This window comes from Chelatococcus asaccharovorans (assembly GCF_003201475.1).
In the GTDB taxonomy this organism is placed as follows: domain Bacteria; phylum Pseudomonadota; class Alphaproteobacteria; order Rhizobiales; family Beijerinckiaceae; genus Chelatococcus; species Chelatococcus asaccharovorans.
In genome coordinates this window covers 455,153-472,281 of record NZ_QJJK01000005.1, presented here as the reverse complement: position 1 = coordinate 472,281, position 17,129 = coordinate 455,153, and the positions used below count along the sequence as shown (strand labels likewise).

Below are 17,129 nucleotides of genomic sequence, written 5' to 3'. Positions count from 1 at the left end.
CCGAGCTTATTGTCATGTTCGCCTCTTTCACGCGTTGAGTGAGCCCGTTCCGAGCAGGCCTCTTGGTCGAGATTTGGTGAATGCAATCGCCGCCACGAAAACGAGCAGGTCCGTCACGACCGGCGAGATGATCCAGGGCAACAGTGCACTGATCACGCCGATCACGGCGCCGCCGATGAGCGTTCCCGCGAAGCTTCCGGCGCCGCCGATCATCACCGCGAGGAACCCGATGAGCAGGAAGCGGACACCCAAGTCGGCGTTCAGCGTGTAGAGCGGCACGATCAGCGCGCCAGCGAGCCCGGCGAGGCCGGCACCGAAGGCGAAAGTGCCGGCATAGACGAAGCCGGTCGGAATGCCGGACGCGCGAGCGAGCGTCGGATTGTCGAGCGCCGCCCGAATCCACAGGCCGAGATAGGTGCGCATGAGAATCGCATAGGAGGTGGCGACGACGACGCAGGTGATGGCGATGATGGCGATGCGCCAGAGGGACAGCTCGACCCCACCGACATTCATCGTCCCGGAGATCGGCGCCGCCACCGACAGGAATCGTCCGCCGGTCGTGCCGCGGACCGTCTCCCGGATCAGCAATGCCAACGCGTAGGTGGTCAGCATCGCCGTGACCGGCTGGCTGTAGAAGCGCCGAACCGCGAGCCTCTCGGCGCCGAGGCCGACCAGCGCCACGGCGAAGGGAGCCACGATCACGCCGGCCCAGATCGGCAGCCCGACAATCGGCGCCAGATAGAGCGTGCAGGCGCCGAGCAGCATGAATTCGCCATGCGCAAAATTGTAGATGCGCATCATGCTGGCAACGATGCCGAGCCCGAGCACGACCAAAACCATGATCGCGCCGTAGCTGACGGCATCAAACGCAGCCGCGATGGCAGTTGTCATCTCCGGCCAGCTCCGCGGTCCGCCGACGGAGCGCGGAAGCCGCCGACCTCCCGCTCATAAGCCGCCCCGATTCCGAGCAGAGTGGCTTCGTCGAAATGGCGCGCCACCAGTTGGAAGCCGATCGGCACCCCCGCGCCCGATATGCCGCCCGGTAAGACGACCGACGGGTGGCCGCTGACGTCCGTGGGGCCCGTGAACCAGAGCAGGCCGGATACGAATTCCACGTCCGCCCCGCGCAGCTGCAGGTCATCGAGCGACGGCGGCGACCAACGCTGAACGGGAAGAAGAAAGACATCCGCATTGAGGAGCGCCGCGTCGATGGCAGCGCCAAGCCAGTTCCGTGTCAGCATCGCCGCAGCGAGATCACCCACGCCCCGCGATTCGCCGTCTTCGAGGAACGCATTGAATGCCTCGCCATAACCGGCTCCCGGCCTGCGCCGCGCCTCGCGATGCACCAGGGCGGCCTCGACCCCGCATATGGTCTCCCAAGCGTCGAGGGCCGCCTGCGAGACGGGGAACCGGGTCTCGACGATCTGGGCGCCACCCGCCTCGAAGGTCGCCAGAACGCTGGCAAGCGTGTTCGCCACCTCGCCATCCAACGGCCCGTCGAGAATGGTCCGGTCGATCGCAATCCGCGCGCCGGCGAGCGGTCGGTCGAGCCCGGCGGCGTAATCGGCGATCGGCTGTCGGGCCGACGACGCGTCGGCCGCGTCGGCGCCGGCCACAATGCCAAGGACGAGAGCGGCATCGCGGACAGTGCGCGTCATCGGCCCCAGATGGTCCATGCTCGGCGCCATCGGAAAGACGCCGAACCGGCTGATACGCCCCCAGGTCGGCTTCAGCCCGACGACGCCGTTTGCAGAAGCCGGATAGCGGATCGAACCGCCCGTGTCCGAGCCGATCGTCGCAAATGCCAGGCCTGCGGCGGTCGCGACACCCGAACCCGATGACGAATGGCCCGACCAGTAGGATGGGTTCCATGGATTGCGCGGCGCCCGCTTGCCGTCATTGTGGACGGCGAAGGCGCCTTCGGTCATTCGCAGCTTTCCGAGCAATACGGTCCCGGATTCGGCGAGGCGCCGCACGACGGTCGAATCCTGCTCCGGAATATGGTTCGCGCGCGCAGCGAAGCCGGCCGCGGTGGCCAGATCGGCCGTGTCGCACAAATCCTTGACGGCGATCGGCACGCCATGGAGCGGGCCGCGGACGATGCCCGCAGCAAGATCCCGATCCGCGGCGTCGGCCTGCGCCAGGGCGCGCTCGCCGGCGACCAGCGCGTAGCTCTCGAGGATCGGATCGATGGCAGCGATCCGCGCCAGCGCGGCTCGCGTCAGATCCAGCGAAGTCACCTGGCGGGCTCGCAGCAGACCGGCGACCTCGTGCCCCGGACGATCGAGCAGCGTCTCGATCGACGCGTCAGGACCCGAACTCGGATCCACACCGATATCAACGCTACGCATCGCCACTCCATTTTGTGCGCTTAGTGCTCAGATGTGCGATTTACTGATGACGCGAACGGCGTGTCAAGCGGCTTCGGCCGATACGGGATGTGTTTTGCGGTTTGGCTCGCGAGAGCCAATTCGTCTGTCATGAACGTGAACCCCTCAAAATAGGCGAGAAAATTCATTGACTTATATGGCATCGGCCGGCATCGCGACGCGACGGAACCCTGGCGTCGCGGTCTCCAGGCCCCGGTGACCTGCAACAGGAACCGATCCCGTGCCGGCGCGACCGACGAGTTGGACACCGACCCGCCGCTCGGCGGCGATCGCCAGAACGCCGGCCGGATCAATATCGACAAAGGCGCGCGGAACATCGTCGCAGGAGAGAATGCCGTCGAGAAAACGCTGCGTCGTCACCGGGATATCGGCCTCCCCTGATGCGAAGAACGCCGCAAGTTCGGCGGCGGTGAGCGCGGGAGACCCGGGCGTACACGGACGGTTCGACGACATCTGGATCCCTTATGCCGGTTCCTCCCGCCGTCGACATGATGACGCGTTGAATGGGGTTGACCCGGCGTGGCTTGCGGCAGTAGTAGCATGTTGTGCGTTTTATCATAATATGTGCGCTTAGCGCTCATATTGCTGATTTCGACGATCGGACGGTCGAAGCGCCTCCGGCGCGGGAGGAAAGCCCGTGCGCATAGATCGAGGGACGAAGCGAGCATGAAGACCGAGGTACTTATCCTGGGCGGGGGGCTCGGCGGGGTATCGGCCTGCCTCGCCGCGGCGCGGCTGGGCGCACGCGTGATCCTCGTCGAGGAACTCGACTGGTTGGGCGGCCAGCTCACGGCGCAGGGCGTCCCCCCCGATGAAGACCCGTGGGTCGAGCATACGTCCCGCTCGGCCAGCTATTCGGCGTTTCGCGCCCTCATCCGCCAGCACTATCGCGATAATCGGCCGCTGAGCGCCGCGGCGCGGGCGCAGACCTACCTCAATCCGGGAAGCGGCAATGTTGGCACCCTCTGTCACGAGCCGCGCGTCGCCGCCCTGGTGATCGACGAGATGCTGGCCGCATACGTCGCGCGCGGCCTCGTCACGATCCTGAAGCAGCACACGGTCCTCGGCGCCGATTGCGCAGCCGACCATGTCCGCACCGTCACGATCCACGATCGCGTTGGCGGCCGGACCATCGACATTGTACCAGACTATGTCGTCGACGCGACGGAGACCGGCGATTTCCTCGAATTGGCCGACATTGAGCATGTGCTCGGCGCCGAATCCGCCGCCGAGACAGGGGAGTTGCATGCGCTCGAACACGCCGACCCTCTGGATCAGCAGGCCCTGACCTGGTGCATGGCGCTCGAATACTTCCCCGACGAGGACCACACGATCACGCGCCCCACCGCCTATCACGAACTCAAGGCGCAGAAGCTGCCGTTCTGGCCGAACGAACAATTCGCCTGGACGGTCAGCGACCACGTCACGCATAAGCCGCTCCGTCGGGCCCTGTTCGTGGGCAGCACCGACAACGAGCATCTGTTCGATCTCTGGCACGCGCGCCGCATCGCCTATCGCCGCCATTTCAGCGAGGGTCATTATCCGAGCGACATCTCCTTGGCCAACTGGCCGCAGATGGACTACTGGCTGCGTCCGGTCATCGGCGTATCGCCGGAGGCCCGCGACCTGGCGCTTGAGGAAGCGAGGCAATACAGCCTCTCCTTCCTTTACTGGATGCAGACGGAAGCGCCGCGGCACGACGGCGGCCAGGGATATCGCGGCCTGCGCCTGCGCGGCGATGTGCTCGGCACCGCCGATGGCCTGGCTAAGCAGGCCTATTATCGCGAGGGCCGCCGCATCCGCGCGCAGTTCACGGTGGTCGAGCAGCACATGGGCGTGCTGGCGCGGCCCGGAGCCTCCTCCGCGGAAGCCTATTTCGACAGCGTCGGCATCGGCGCCTACCGCATCGACCTGCATCCGAGCACATCGCGTATCCGCGACACGGTCGATATCGATGCGTATCCGTTCGAGATTCCGCTCGGCGCGCTGTTGCCGGTCCGGATGCGCAACGTGATTCCGGCCTGCAAGAACATCGGCACGACGCGCATCACCAATGGGGCGTACCGCGTCCACACGGTGGAATGGAGCATCGGCGAGGCCGTGGGTGCACTGCTCGCCTTCTGTCTCCGGAACGGCACGACACCGCATGCGGTTCGTGAGCAGCACGACCTGCTCGGCCAATTCCAGTCATTGCTCGGCGACCAGGGAGTCCTCCTGCGCTGGCCGCACTATGGCGCCCTGACGCCTCTCAGTCGCAGGGGATACCGCAAGGTACTCTCGCAATGATGAAGGTGCCCCCTAAAGACAGCCGGCCGGCGGGGCCGGCCCGTCGTCCGTCAGAGCAACACGTCGGACAATTTTTCGGCGCAGTCGCGCAGTTCCGGGACAAACACGTTGCGAACCCGGTCCTCGTTGACGAGCGTCGCATTGGCGCTCGCGTTGAGCGAGCCGATGACCTGCCCTGCGCGGTTGCGAACCAGCACAGACACGCCGAACAGTCCGAGCTCGAGTTCCTCGCGGCTGGTGGCATAGCCGTCCGCCGCCGCCTTGAGGATCACGGCCAAAAGCTGTTTCTTGCTCGTGATCGTATTGGGTGTCAGCCGCGGAATCTCCGCTTGATCGAGCAGCGCCCGGATCTCGGCTTCGGGCTTCGCCGAGAGCAGGATGCGGCCGGATGCCGAAAGGAATGCCGGCAAGCGCATGCCCATCGCGATGACGAACGCCATCCGACGACCCGGAACCTCGGAACGGGCGACGAAGACGACCTCCTCGCCCTCCAGCAGGGAGACCGACACCGTTTCACCGAGCTGGGCGGAAAGCTCGTCGAGATAGGGCTGGAGCGCGCCGCCGATGCCGATCGAGGCGAGGTAGGAATAGCCGAGCCGCAGGATCTTGGGCGTGAGCTCGAAATGTTTGCCTTCCGCCTTCGCCAGACCTTCCGCGCAAAGGGTCAGCAGCAGCCGCCGGGCGACGGCCCGGTCGAGATCGACGCGGGCCGCGACGTCGGCGACGGTCATGCGCCGGTTTTCGGGGCCGAACGCCTCGATAACCTTGAGACCTCGCGCAAACGCCGTCACATAGCTGAGGCTTCGCCGGTCCGGGGTTGCTGGGGCAGGCCTTTTCGACATGGCTTTTCCGCAATCGATGCCGCCACGCCATAGGGCCGGGGCGCGCGTGACACATGAGTTGTGCGCGTTTCGCATATTTTGTGCGCAATTACCACATCCGTTTTGGTGATCGGTGGGGAAGATCCATGCTTTTCGACGTCGAGCCGCAGCGCTACGAGACCGATGGGGCGATCGTCAATGCGGTGGTCGGCGGCTCAGGGCCGCCACTCCTGCTCCTCCATGGCTATCCGCAGACCCATGTTGCCTGGCACCAGATTTGGCCGACGCTCTGCCGTCACTTCACGGTCGTCGCGCCGGATATGCGGGGCTATGGCGCGAGCGCGGCGCGCATCCCCGACGCCGGCATCGAGTCCTATTCCAAGCGGGCGCTCGCCGCTGACCAATTGCAGCTCATGTCGCAGCTCGGCTTCGCGCGTTTTGCCGTGATGGCCCATGATCGGGGCGCCCGCGTCGGCTACCGCCTCGCTCTCGATCATCCGGACAACGTCGCCGCGCTCGTCTCGTTGACCGTGATCCCGACATGGGAGATGTGGGCCCGGGCGAACCGACAGTTCGGTCTGCACGCCTATCATTGGTTCCTGTTCGCGCAACCCTTCGATCTGCCGGAACGCCTGCTCGCGGCCGATCCGGCGCATTTCCTCGAACTGACGCTCGATCGGATGGCGAAGTATCGCGACCGGCTCCTTGACGAGGCTGTAGCCTCCTATCGCGCTGCATTCCAACGGCCGGAGGTGCGTCATGCGATTTGCCAAGACTATCGCGCCGGCGCGACGATCGACGTTGCCCATGACGAGGCCGATCTCGCGGCGGGCCGCCGGATCGAATGTCCACTTCTCGTAACGTGGGAGCAGGGAACCTACCTGAGCGGACCGGATCCCATCGCCATCTGGCGACGTTGGGCGACACATGTGGAAGGGGCACCGATCGATGCCGGCCACCTCCAGGCCGAGGAAGCACCGGACGCGGTGCTTGAGCTCGCCCTTCCCTTCCTGCTCCGCCACCACAGCGGATAGCACCGCCTTGACGGCAGCCAAGGATGCAGATGGAGACGACCTCTCCGCTGCAACGACCTCAATTTACGCCGTGACCTCGGCGTCCGGCTGCCCGATCCTTTCCGAGGCGAGGGCGAGAGCGGCGAGCGCCTGATCCGGCAGATCGAGGGTGGCCGCCGCCAGATTCTGCCGCAGATGGGCGGCGGACGAGGTGCCCGGGATCAGCAGGATATTGGGCGCGCGGCGCAAGAGCCAGGCGAGCGCGACCTGCAGGGGCGCGGCACCGAGGCTCTCTGCGACTTCGGACAGGGTTGAGGATTGCAGGGGGGAGAACCCGCCGAGCGGAAAGAACGGCACATAGGCGATGCCGCTGCCGGCGAGATCGTCGATCACGGCGTCATCAACCCGGTGAGCCAGGTTGTAGTGGTTCTGGACGCAGACAATTGTGCAGATCTTCTGTCCTTCGGCGATCTGTGCCGGTGTGACATTGCTGAGGCCGATGTGGCGTATCAGGCCTTTCTGCTGCAGCTCGGCCAGCACCGTCAGCGGCTCTTCCAGCGACCCCTCGGCGGGGCCATGAATGCTGAACATCGCCCGCAGATTGACCACATCAAGGACGTCCAGGCCAAGATTGCGCAGATTGTCATGCACCGCCTGGATGAGGTCTTCGCGCGAGAAGGCAGGCTGCCATGAGCCGTCCGACCCCCGTTTGGCACCGATCTTGGTGGTGATGACGAGATCATCCGGATAGGGACGCAACGCCTCGCGAATCAGCCGGTTGGTGATATGCGGGCCGTAGAAGTCGCTGGTATCGATATGATTCACCCCGGACGCGACCGCCTCGCGCAAGACGGCCAGCGCCGCGGCATGATCCGCCGGCGGTCCAAAAACCCCCGGTCCCGCGAGCTGCATGGCGCCGTAGCCGAGCCGTTTTACGGCGCGGCTGCCGAGGGTGAACGTGCTGGTCATCATCTTGATCCTTGTCGGGGGGTGACCAGGTGAATATATGAAGCATCCCTCACATATTGAATTCGCATTCCATGAGAGCCGTCTCGGCGACCCTGAAGCCTAGAAAATCCCCGGTTCAGGCCCGTTCCGCGGTCACCGTCGATGCGCTGCACCTCGCGGCCATTCAGGTTTTGATCCGGGAGGGCCTGAGCCGCTGCACGACCACTCGCGTCGCCGAGCGCGCGGGCATGTCGGTCGGCAGCCTCTATCAATACTATCCGAACCGCGATGCGCTGCTCGCCGCTGTCCTGGAACGACATCTCGAAGGTATCGCCGCCGCCGTCGAACGCGCCTGCCAGACTCATCGAGGCCAACCCCTTTCGCGGATGGCTTCTGCCTTCGTCGTCGCTTTCCTGACTGCCAAGCTGCGCCACCCCGAGGAAGCAAAGGCCCTTTACGCCGTCGCCGAGGAGCGGGGTGGTTTCGCTCTCGCCGCCCTCATGCGCGCGCGCATCACGGCGGCAGTCGCGGCTATGCTGACGAGCGCGCCGGACGCCGAATTCGATGATCCAACCCTGGTTGCAGAGGTAGCGCTCGGCGCCTTGGTCGGGCCGATTCAGACCTTGCTCACAGAAGATCCGCCGGCCGCATTTGCACCGCGCGTCGAAAGAGAGCTTGTCCTCTTGGTGACAGCCTATCTCCAAGCGTATCAGTCTGGGACGACGAGCTGAGCGCGGCGGCGCCGACGATCAACCGGAAATCCCCTCACGCCGCACGATCGACACCCATCAGGTCAAGCAAACCATGAGCTTGCGACACCCATCCCGGAGCGGTTCCGCCCCTCGCGACCCCGCTCGCCGATGGTGGCGCCTCCGCTCTGCGCGCGCTCTACCGTGCGCAGCCGCATTGCGCGGAGATTCTGGAGGCGATCGCGTTCGTGCAGACGATCAACGGGCCGCGACGCTGCCTGGAGTTCCCTTGCGCGTCAGCAGCGTTACGGTCGCCGCGATCAGCAGCATCCCGGCGAGCAGGCCGAACGTATCGGAGTAAGCCATGATCAAGGATTGCTGCTTGATGATCCGGCCGAGCGCCACAAGCGCGCTTTCATGCGCCAGCGCAGGATCTATCACCCCGCTCGCTTGCAGATGCTGCTGCAACTGCGCGATCTCCGCCTGGGCCGCAGAACTATACGCGGTAACCGACTGACCGACGATATTGGAGTGGAACTGCTCGCGCCGGGTAATGAACGTCGCGAGCACGGCCGTTCCGACGGCCCCTCCGAGGGATCGCAACATATTGAAAAGCCCCGAGGCCGCGGCCGACTCCTCGCGGCTGATGCCGATCATCGCAATGCCCGTCAGCGGCGAGAGCACGATCGCCTGCCCGACCGCGCGGACGAGATTGGACATCTGGAACTGCGGGCCTGAATAGTCGAGGCTCATATGGGTATTCATGAGGCAGCTGATCGCAAAGATGATCAGCCCGATGGTCACGAGCCAGCGCGCGTCGATGATCTTGACCAGCCACGGCACGAACGGGATGATCAAGAGCTGCGGCAGCCCCACCCAGGCCAGGGTCAGCCCGATCTGTTCGGCATCATAGCCCTGAACCTCGCCGAGATAGGTCGGCAGCACATAGACGGAGCCGAAGAGGGCGAAGCCGACCAGGACGTTGACCAGCGTGCCCAGGCCGAAATTGCGCCGTCCAAGGAACCGGAGGGGCACTACCGGACGCTGGACCACAAGCTCGATCACAACGAAAGCGCCGAGAAACACGGCCGCCACGATGGCGAGCTTGACGATATAGGGCGAGCCGAACCAGCCGTTCTGATTGCCTTCGTCGAGCAGGGTCTGGAACGCCGCAAGACCGACCGCCATCGTACCGATGCCGAACCAGTCGCCCTCGCGCAGCAGGGACAGGCGCATCGGCGCCCTGTCGAGCGTTGCAAACAGCAGCGGGAGCATCACCGCGCCCGGCAAAAGATTGACGAAGAAGACATAGGGCCAGCCGAAATTGTCGGTCAGATATCCGCCGATGGTCGGCCCGATCGCCGGACCGAACGTCGCCGTCATCGCGAAGAGCGCGATCCCGGTCGGGCGCTGGGCTGGTGGCAGGCGGGTCAACACCAGCGTGAAGGCCATCGGGATCATCACGCCACCGGTGAAGCCCTGCAGCGCGCGCATGATGATCATCTCAGTCAGGTTGGTGGCAAAAGCGCAGCCGACCGAGAACACCAGGAACAGCGAGGCATTGGTGATGAGGACCCGCCGGAACGAGAACACCTGGCTGAGATAGGCGGTCAGCGGGATCATGATGATCTCGCCGATCAGATAAGACGTCGAGATCCAGGTGCCGTTCTCGGATCCGGTGCCGATCCCGCCCTCGATGTCGGGCAGGGACGAGTTGGTGATCTGAATGTCGAGCACCGCCATGAGTGCGCCGAGAATGCCGCCGAACACGGCAATCCACGTCCTCAGCGACGCACGCTCCGGCATCGGCCCGCCTGGGATGGACGTATCGGTCACGGCAGCCTCCGTCGGCTTAGGCGATTGTCCGTCGTTCAGCGCCGCGGTGGCCCGGAACGGGTGTCGATGGTCGGTGTGACCGACATGCCCGGGCGAAGCCGCCCGGCCAGCGGATCGCCGGCGTCAATCGTGATCTTGACGGGAATGCGTTGGACGATCTTCGTGAAGTTGCCGGTCGCATTGTCGGGCGGCAGCAACGAGAATTCCTGCCCGCTTGCCGGTGCAAGGCTGTTGACGACGCCATGCACGGTTTCGCCGGGAAAGGCGTCGACGGCGATCGCAACCTTCTGGCCCTCGTGCACGCCGGCGAGCTGGGTTTCCTCGAAATTCGCGACGACATAGACGGCGGAGAGCGGCACGACCGCCATCAGCGCCGTCCCCGGCTGAACGAATGCGCCCTGCCGCAGGGTCCGCTCACCAATGACGCCATCGGCCGGGGCGGTGATCCGCGTGTATCCGAGATCGAGCTCCGCCCGTCGCTCAGCCGCCTGCTGCTGGACAAGCGCCGCCTTGGCCTTTGCCAGCTCGGCCTGCAATGTGGCGACCTGCTTTTGGGCGACGGTCAGGGCAGCCTCGTCCTTGGTCACAGTCGCCTTGTCGGAGTCGATGGCTGCCTGGGTCTCCTGCGCCCTCGCGACGGTTCCGAAGCCCTCGCTTGCAAGCTTTCCGAACCGCTGATTGTTCTGTTCGGCGAAGGCCTCGGCGGCCTCATCGACCTTGACGGTTGCGCTTGCCTCGGCGATGGCCGATGCCTGCTGGTCAAGCGTCGCCTCGATGTCGGCGATGTCGGCCCGGGCTTCGGCGACGGCGGCCTTGGCCTGGTCCAGTGCGGCGAGGAAAGGGCGGTCGTCGATGGTGGCCAGCAACTGTCCGGCCCTGACATGCGCGTTGTCGTCCACCAGCACCTGGCTGACATAGCCCTGCACCTGCGGCGAGATCGTAATCACATCGGCCTGAACATAGGCGTCGTCGGTCGCGACGAGAAAGCGTCCGGTCGTCCAGTAGTTCACGCCCCAGACGATCGTCCCGCCAAGAACGGCCAAGACCGCCAGGCCGATCGCGGCACGACGGATCAGCTTGCGACGCGGCGAAGCCGCGTCTGGTGCCGGGGCGGCGCCGATGACGACGGATTGGGATGCGGGCGCGGGCGAGGCGGCCGGAGCAGGACGCTGCAAGTCTGAGGTCGCTGGGCTTGTCATCGCCATGATCGTCCTGCCTCCGCGCAATGCGGCCCCGTCTGCGTCGGTGTTCAGGCGCCGCCTCGAAGAGGCGACGTCGGACACGATTGGTCAGCCAACCTTCGTCCCGGCCATGTCGACACCATGGCGGTGAAACCGGCCCCGGTCTTTCGCAGGCGGAGAGCAACTTTCGCGTTCGCACGCCGCTGCGTGTAATCGGCGTGAGATGCGCGATGAGGTGCCGTCTGAGCCCGATAAGCTGATAAGCCGAAGCCACGGCGGGCACCTTATGGGTGCTCGCGGGATATTTTTCCGCGGGGAATGCGGCATTATCGCGTTGTGCGCGGCCCGGAGTGCTGACCAACAGCGGCTTCACGACGCCGCTCAGCGGTCAGGTCCGGGCGGAATGCCTGGACGCCCGCTTGTTCACGAGCCTGAGGCTCGACCGCGCGCGACCTTGGAGGGGGGCAGAACCGACAGCACGCCTCGCTGGTTGGCAGACATCCAGCTTAGCCAACGGGTTCCAGATTTCCGTATCTCTGCCCGTAAGCGCGGCAGCCCGAGAAAGTGGTGCGGGTGGTCGGAATCGAACCGACACTCCTTTCGGAACCGGATTTTGAGTCCGGCGCGTCTACCAGTTCCACCACACCCGCATAGGACGACGGAGCCGTCACATGGGCAGCTATTTGCCATAGCAGACCGGGGAAAGTCCAGCCTCGAGCGGATTGTTTTTCCGCTCGTCCTCACCGCCTCGGCTCCCTGTGCAGCGCCGGAATACACCACGCCATGGCCTGCAAGAAGATTACGATATAAGCATGTCTTTATATCTATCTTGACACACTCCCGCCCGCGAGGCACATTCGCCGACGTCGTGGTTCTCCGGGCCTTGCGTGAGGCACCGGAGCTAAGAGGGAATCCGGTGCGGCGTTCTTCCAGAACGCCTATGCTGGAGCTGCCCCCGCAACTGTGAGCGGTGAGCTGTCGCCCATTCCGTGTCACTGGAGCATCGTGCTCCGGGAAGGCCGGGCGAAAGCATGGACCCGCAAGCCAGGAGACCTGCCGCGGCCTGATAACGTCCCTGGGCGGGGTGTCCCGGTGGTGCGCTTGCAGGCTCGTCGACGGTTGCCCGTGACGGGGCTGTTTGCCTGCCGCTCGGCCTTTGCTCCCAACATTTGGGTTCAAGCCGATGTCTTCCAAATCGATGTCTTCACAATCTCTCGTCATCAGCACGCTTGGCACGCCGCGGATGGGTCCGCGCCGTGAACTCAAGGCCGCGCTCGAACACTTCTGGTCAGGTCAATCCAGCAGCTCGCAGCTCCTGGAAACGGCCGCAGCCCTGCGCGCCGCCAATTGGGCGCGGCAGCATGCGTTGGGGGTGACCGCGATCCCGTCGAACGACTTCTCGCTTTACGATCACGTGCTCGACACCAGCGCCATGGTCGGCGCAATCCCGCCCGCCTATGGCTGGACCGGCGGGCAAGTCCCGCTCGAGACCTATTTCGCGATGGCGCGCGGCACACAAGGCGACGCGCATGGCGATGGGTGTGACGGTCATGGGCACGGTCACGATCACGAAGCCGGAGTGCCGGCGCTGGAAATGACCAAGTGGTTCGACACCAACTACCACTATATGGTGCCGGAATTCGCAGCCGATCAGGTCTTTTCGTTGGCGTCCCTGAAGCCTGTCGAGGAATATCGCGAGGCAAAGGCGCTCGGCTTCGAGACACGGCCGGTGCTGCTCGGACCGGTGACCTATCTCAAGCTGGGCAAGAGCAAGGATCCGGCCTTCGATCCCCTGTCGCTTCTCGGCGCACTCCTTCCCGTCTATGTCGACGTGCTGCGGCGCCTCGCCGCCAATGGCGCGACCTGGGTGCAGATCGACGAGCCCTGCCTGGTGCTCGACCTCGACGACGGGACCCGGCAGGCGCTGCACGAGGCCTATGGCCTCTTCGCCCATGCGCTGCCCGATCTCAAGATCATGCTCGTCCCCTATTTCGGCGCGCTCGGCGAGAATCTGGTCACCGCCGTGACGCTGCCTGTCGCCGGGCTGCATATCGATCTCGCGCGCGCCCCCGAACAGCTCGATGCCGTGCTGGCCAGCGCGCCGCAGGGACTCGTGCTGTCGCTCGGCATCATCGACGGCCGCAATGTCTGGCGCGCCGATCTTGCAGCATTGCTGGACAGGCTGGAGCCAGCCCTGGCGCGGCGCGGGCGCGACCACATCCAGCTCGCGCCCTCCTGCTCGATGCTGCATGTGCCGATCGACCTGGCACGCGAGACGGAACTCGACGCCGACCTCAGGGACTGGCTCGCCTTTTCCGTGCAGAAAATGGAAGAACTCGTCACGCTCGGCACCGCCCTCACCCATGGCCGCGCCAGTGTCGGCGCCGCGCTCGAGGCATCGACCAAGGCCGCCGAGGCGCGCCGGACATCCGCGAAGGTGCATGATCCGGCCGTCCAGGGGCGCGCAGCCGCAGTGACGCCCGCGATGGCCGCGCGCCAGTCGCCCTTCCCCATGCGGCGCAAGCTGCAGCAGGCCGCGCTCAACCTGCCGGCCTTCCCCACGACGACCATCGGCTCCTTCCCGCAGACAGCGGAGGTCCGCAAGGCCCGCGCCGCCCATGCCAGGGGGGCGCTCAGCGACAGCGACTACGAGGCCTTTCTGCAGCGTGAGACCGAGGCGGCCGTTCGCTGGCAGGAGGAGATCGGCCTCGATGTCCTCGTGCATGGCGAGTTCGAGCGCAACGACATGGTCCAGTACTTTGGCGAGCAGTTAGCCGGCTATGCCTTTACCCGGCATGGCTGGGTGCAGAGCTATGGCTCGCGCTATGTCCGCCCGCCGATCATCTTCGGCGATGTGTCGCGGCCGGCGGCCATGACCGTGCGATGGTCGTCCCATGCCCAGTCGCTGACGCAGAAGCCGATGAAGGGCATGCTGACCGGGCCGGTCACCATGCTGTTCTGGTCCTTCGTGCGCGACGACCTGCCGAAGGCCGAGGTCTGCCGGCAGATCGCGCTCGCCCTTCGTGATGAGGTCACGGATCTCGAGGCCGCCGGTATCGGCGTCATCCAGATCGACGAGCCGGCCATCCGCGAGGGGCTGCCGCTCCGGCGCGGCGACTGGCCAGCCTATCTCGACTGGGCGGTGACGGCGTTCCGCCTGTCGGCTTCGGGCGTGCGCGACGCGACGCAGATCCACACGCATATGTGCTATTCTGAATTCAACGACATCATTGCTTCGATCGGCGCGATGGATGCCGATGTCATCTCCATCGAGACGTCGCGCTCGAAGATGGAACTGCTGGATGCCTTCGTGACCTATCGTTACCCCAATGAAATCGGGCCTGGTGTCTACGACATCCATTCGCCGCGCGTGCCGACGGTCCAGGAGATGGTCGATTTGCTGCATCGCGCGGCAGAACGGCTCAGCCCCGACCAGATCTGGGTGAACCCGGATTGCGGGCTGAAGACGCGCAAATGGGAGGAGGTGCGGCCGGCGCTCGTCAATATGGTCGCCGCCGCCCGACAGTTGCGCAGCGCCACGGCGCAGGCCGCCGAATGAGCGCCGACAATCCCGGGCCCGTGACCCGCCTCGTCGACATCGTCTTTCCCGGCGATACCAATCACCACGGCACCCTGTTCGGCGGCGTCGGCCTCTCGCATATGGACAAGGTGGCGTTCATCGCCGCCTCGCGCCATGGGCGGGTCGATTTCGTCACGGCCTCCTGCGAGCGCATCGACTTCGCCGCCCCCGCGCGGCTCGGCGAGATCGTCGAACTCACCGGCCGCCTTGTTCGCGTCGGGCGACGCTCTGTCAGCGCCGCGGTGGAGCTCCATGCGGAGGCGCTTCTCACCGGCGAACGGCGACTGTGCACGCGTGGGGTCTTCAACATGGTGGCCGTCGGCGTCGAGGCCGGCGCGACGCTGCCGCCTCTCCAACCCGATGGGGGCGACGACGGTGTCTTCCGCATGGTCGAGATGGTCTTCCCACAGCAGCTCAGCCACTACGGCACACTCTATGGCGGCAACGCGCTCGCCGCCATGGGGAAGGCAGCCTTCATCACGGCGACGCGCCATGCCCGCAAGCCGATCGTCATGGCCGCGACGCGGGAGGTCAACTTCACCCACGCCATCGGGCAGGGAGAGGTCATGGAACTCGTGCCGAGGGTCGAGGCCACCGGCCGCAGCTCCATGACCATCGCCATCGATCTCTGGAGCGAGGACCTCCTGGCCGGCACGCGCCGGCTCTGCGGGCAAGGCAGCTTCGTGATGGTCGCCGTTGACGAGAACCAGCGTCCCGTGCCGATCGACGGTTAGAGCCATTCCAGCGGAAGTGTGCAGCGGTTCTGCGTCCGGAATTGCTCTAACCCCCCACCCCTTACCCCTCCCCGCAAAGGGGGAGGGGCGACGGCAGCGTGGAGGCCAAGCCATCGTGCGACGAAGCGGACGGAAGGCCGATCCGCTATCCAGAATTCTCAACGTGGGATGCCCCCCAACGCAAGTCGGGCTTGCGCGACTTGCGCAGATGCCCGCGGATCTTGGACAAGCCCAAGATCCGCGGGGGAGGGGTAAGGGGTGGGGGCTCTCCGGACCAATCAATCCCAGCTCAGCGCGCCGCCGTTCTGGTATTCGATGACGCGTGTCTCGAAGAAGTTCTTTTCCTTCTTCAGATCCATCGCCTCGGACATCCAGGGAAAGGGATTGTCCGTCTCGGGAAAGACCGGCGAAAGCCCGAGCTGCGCGCAGCGCCGGTTGGCGATGAAATGCATGTACTGCTCGCAGAGCGCGGCATTCAGGCCGAGAAAACCGCGCGGCATGGTGTCCCGTCCATAGGACGCTTCGAGCTCCGCCGCGTCGCGCAGCATCCCGCGCATTTCGTCCTGGAAGGCCGATGTCCAGAGATGCGGGTTCTCGTGCTTGATCTGGTTGATGACGTCGATGCCGAAATTGAGATGAATACTCTCATCCCTCAGGATGTACTGGTATTGCTCGGCAATGCCGACCATCTTGTTGCGCCGGCCGAGCGACAGGATCTGTGCGAAGCCCGTATAGAACCACATGCCCTCGAAGACGACGTAGAAGGCCACGAGATCGCGTAGGAAGGCCTGGTCCGCCGCCGGCGTGCCGGTCTTGAAGTCGGGATCGTCGAGATGCTGCGTGTGCTTCAGCGCCCAGGCCGCCTTGTCAGTAATCGAGGGGACCTCGCGATACATGTTGAACAGCTCGCCCTCGTCGAGGCCGAGGCTCTCCACGATATACTGGAAGGTGTGGGTGTGGACCGCCTCCTCGAAGGCCTGGCGCAGCAGATACTGCCGGCATTCCGGATTGGTCAGATGGCGATAGATAGCCAGCACGATATTATTGGCGACGAGGCTTTCGGAGGCCGCGAAGAAGCCGAGATTGCGCTTGATGGCGCGGCGTTCGTCCTCCGTCAGGCCGTCGCGTGATTTCCACAAGGCGATATCGGCCTGCATGGAGACTTCGGTCGGCATCCAGTGGTTGTTGCAACCAGCGAGATATTTCTCCCACGCCCATTTATACTTGAGCGGCAGCAGCTGGTTCACGTCGGCGCGGCAGTTGATCATCGCCTTGTCATCGACGGACACGCGCTGGCCACCGCGATCGATGGTGCCGAGGCCCGTCGCGTCGCCAGCGGGCTGCTGGCCGGACAGCGAGGGCTGGAATGGGAGCGCGGTTGTTGCCTTCGGCTCTGACCAGTCGAGCATTCTTTTATTCTCCAGGATGAATTTGGGCAGTGGCCCCGGGGGGGCGGGGGCCTTCACCCCACCCCGGCCCTGCGGGCAAGGGCTTCCCTCTAGGTTCAATCGACATTCAGCATTCTCTGTTGTCATGGCCGGGCTTGTCATTGAAGTCGGGCTTGCCCGACTTCAACTTGTCCAACGCGGAACTCGGCTACAGCCTAGTTCCGTTGCCATCCCGATTTATTGAGGCGCCTTTCCGGTCGGGA

The 17,129-nt window shown here is 65.0% G+C and carries 13 protein-coding genes, 1 tRNA gene and 1 riboswitch; of the genes, 5 read left to right on the top strand and 9 right to left on the bottom strand.

The window, feature by feature from the left end:
* Positions 1–27: 27 nt before the first annotated feature.
* The 3 genes from C7450_RS14270 to C7450_RS14260 all read right to left on the bottom strand — a co-directional run bounded on the left by C7450_RS14270 (position 28) and on the right by C7450_RS14260 (position 2,843).
* A complete protein-coding gene (locus tag C7450_RS14270) occupies positions 28–891 on the bottom strand; it encodes a branched-chain amino acid ABC transporter permease (protein WP_110375090.1) in 864 nt (287 codons plus the stop codon).
* Positions 888–2,351, bottom strand: a complete 1,464-nt coding sequence (locus C7450_RS14265) for an amidase (protein WP_110375089.1) — start codon at positions 2,349–2,351, stop codon at positions 888–890. Before C7450_RS14265 ends, C7450_RS14270 begins: the two co-directional genes overlap by 4 nt.
* Positions 2,352–2,522: 171 nt before the next feature.
* Positions 2,523–2,843 carry a hypothetical protein gene (locus tag C7450_RS14260; RefSeq protein WP_110375088.1) on the bottom strand — a complete coding sequence of 107 codons (321 nt, stop codon included), beginning with the start codon at positions 2,841–2,843 and terminating at the stop codon, positions 2,523–2,525.
* A 213-nt stretch (positions 2,844–3,056) separates the two neighbouring features.
* Here C7450_RS14260 and C7450_RS14255 point away from each other — a divergent pair, with 213 nt between their 5' ends.
* Positions 3,057–4,676, top strand: coding sequence for an FAD-dependent oxidoreductase (locus tag C7450_RS14255; RefSeq protein WP_110375087.1), 1,620 nt, complete (start codon positions 3,057–3,059; stop codon positions 4,674–4,676).
* A gap of 50 nt (positions 4,677–4,726) precedes the next feature.
* Here C7450_RS14255 and C7450_RS14250 read toward each other — a convergent pair whose 3' ends face one another.
* Complete coding sequence (locus tag C7450_RS14250) at positions 4,727–5,518, bottom strand: IclR family transcriptional regulator domain-containing protein (RefSeq protein WP_170147242.1); 792 nt, start codon at positions 5,516–5,518, stop codon at positions 4,727–4,729.
* A gap of 125 nt (positions 5,519–5,643) precedes the next feature.
* On the opposite strand from C7450_RS14250, the gene C7450_RS14245 reads away from it, so the two are divergent.
* On the top strand, positions 5,644–6,531 hold the full coding sequence (locus C7450_RS14245) for an alpha/beta fold hydrolase (RefSeq protein ID WP_110375085.1): 888 nt from the start codon (positions 5,644–5,646) through the stop codon (positions 6,529–6,531).
* Between the two features lie 63 nt (positions 6,532–6,594).
* On the opposite strand, the gene C7450_RS14240 is transcribed toward C7450_RS14245, so the two are convergent.
* On the bottom strand, positions 6,595–7,479 hold the full coding sequence (locus tag C7450_RS14240) for an aldo/keto reductase family oxidoreductase (protein ID WP_110375166.1): 885 nt from the start codon (positions 7,477–7,479) through the stop codon (positions 6,595–6,597).
* A gap of 71 nt (positions 7,480–7,550) precedes the next feature.
* Between C7450_RS14240 and C7450_RS14235 the strand changes: the two genes are divergently transcribed.
* Entirely contained in the window at positions 7,551–8,189 is a 639-nt protein-coding gene (locus C7450_RS14235) for a TetR/AcrR family transcriptional regulator (protein ID WP_110375084.1), read from the top strand.
* 216 nt (positions 8,190–8,405) lie between these two features.
* On the opposite strand, the gene C7450_RS14230 is transcribed toward C7450_RS14235, so the two are convergent.
* The 3 genes from C7450_RS14230 to C7450_RS14220 all read right to left on the bottom strand — a co-directional run bounded on the left by C7450_RS14230 (position 8,406) and on the right by C7450_RS14220 (position 11,814).
* Positions 8,406–9,953: an MDR family MFS transporter gene (locus C7450_RS14230; RefSeq protein WP_110375083.1), complete on the bottom strand. Its 1,548-nt coding sequence runs from the start codon at positions 9,951–9,953 to the stop codon at positions 8,406–8,408.
* A 65-nt stretch (positions 9,954–10,018) separates the two neighbouring features.
* Positions 10,019–11,188 (bottom strand): HlyD family secretion protein, encoded by a 1,170-nt coding sequence (locus C7450_RS14225; RefSeq protein ID WP_110375082.1) that lies wholly within the window; start codon positions 11,186–11,188, stop codon positions 10,019–10,021.
* A 541-nt stretch (positions 11,189–11,729) separates the two neighbouring features.
* Positions 11,730–11,814 (bottom strand) — tRNA-Leu (locus tag C7450_RS14220).
* Between the two features lie 202 nt (positions 11,815–12,016).
* Positions 12,017–12,239, top strand: a riboswitch (cobalamin riboswitch).
* 108 nt (positions 12,240–12,347) lie between these two features.
* Here C7450_RS14220 and metE point away from each other — a divergent pair.
* On the top strand, positions 12,348–14,723 hold the full coding sequence (gene metE, locus C7450_RS14215; RefSeq protein ID WP_210206441.1) for a 5-methyltetrahydropteroyltriglutamate--homocysteine S-methyltransferase: 2,376 nt from the start codon (positions 12,348–12,350) through the stop codon (positions 14,721–14,723).
* Positions 14,720–15,478: an acyl-CoA thioesterase gene (locus C7450_RS14210; RefSeq protein ID WP_110375081.1), complete on the top strand. Its 759-nt coding sequence runs from the start codon at positions 14,720–14,722 to the stop codon at positions 15,476–15,478. The genes metE and C7450_RS14210 overlap by 4 nt, the downstream gene beginning before the upstream one ends.
* 278 nt (positions 15,479–15,756) lie before the next feature.
* Here C7450_RS14210 and C7450_RS14205 read toward each other — a convergent pair whose 3' ends face one another.
* The gene (locus C7450_RS14205; RefSeq protein ID WP_110375080.1) at positions 15,757–16,887 is read right to left on the bottom strand and encodes a ribonucleotide-diphosphate reductase subunit beta; all 1,131 of its coding nucleotides are present in this window, start codon (positions 16,885–16,887) and stop codon (positions 15,757–15,759) included.
* Positions 16,888–17,129: the final 242 nt, after the last annotated feature.

Excerpts from the sequence above, each read along its gene's own strand:
- C7450_RS14265 (WP_110375089.1), bottom strand. The coding sequence starts at position 2,351 with ATGCGTAGCGTTGATATCGGTGTGGATCCGAGTTCGGGTCCTGACGCG.
- C7450_RS14250 (WP_170147242.1), bottom strand. The coding sequence starts at position 5,518 with ATGTCGAAAAGGCCTGCCCCAGCAACCCCGGACCGGCGAAGCCTCAGC.
- C7450_RS14240 (WP_110375166.1), bottom strand. The coding sequence starts at position 7,479 with ATGACCAGCACGTTCACCCTCGGCAGCCGCGCCGTAAAACGGCTCGGC.
- metE (WP_210206441.1), top strand. The coding sequence starts at position 12,348 with ATGTCTTCCAAATCGATGTCTTCACAATCTCTCGTCATCAGCACGCTT.
- C7450_RS14205 (WP_110375080.1), bottom strand. The coding sequence starts at position 16,887 with ATGCTCGACTGGTCAGAGCCGAAGGCAACAACCGCGCTCCCATTCCAG.
- C7450_RS14225 (WP_110375082.1), bottom strand. The coding sequence starts at position 11,188 with ATGGCGATGACAAGCCCAGCGACCTCAGACTTGCAGCGTCCTGCTCCG.
- C7450_RS14270 (WP_110375090.1), bottom strand. The coding sequence starts at position 891 with ATGACAACTGCCATCGCGGCTGCGTTTGATGCCGTCAGCTACGGCGCG.
- C7450_RS14230 (WP_110375083.1), bottom strand. The coding sequence starts at position 9,953 with ATGCCGGAGCGTGCGTCGCTGAGGACGTGGATTGCCGTGTTCGGCGGC.
- C7450_RS14245 (WP_110375085.1), top strand. The coding sequence starts at position 5,644 with ATGCTTTTCGACGTCGAGCCGCAGCGCTACGAGACCGATGGGGCGATC.
- C7450_RS14260 (WP_110375088.1), bottom strand. The coding sequence starts at position 2,843 with ATGTCGTCGAACCGTCCGTGTACGCCCGGGTCTCCCGCGCTCACCGCC.
- C7450_RS14255 (WP_110375087.1), top strand. The coding sequence starts at position 3,057 with ATGAAGACCGAGGTACTTATCCTGGGCGGGGGGCTCGGCGGGGTATCG.
- C7450_RS14235 (WP_110375084.1), top strand. The coding sequence starts at position 7,551 with ATGAGAGCCGTCTCGGCGACCCTGAAGCCTAGAAAATCCCCGGTTCAG.
- C7450_RS14210 (WP_110375081.1), top strand. The coding sequence starts at position 14,720 with ATGAGCGCCGACAATCCCGGGCCCGTGACCCGCCTCGTCGACATCGTC.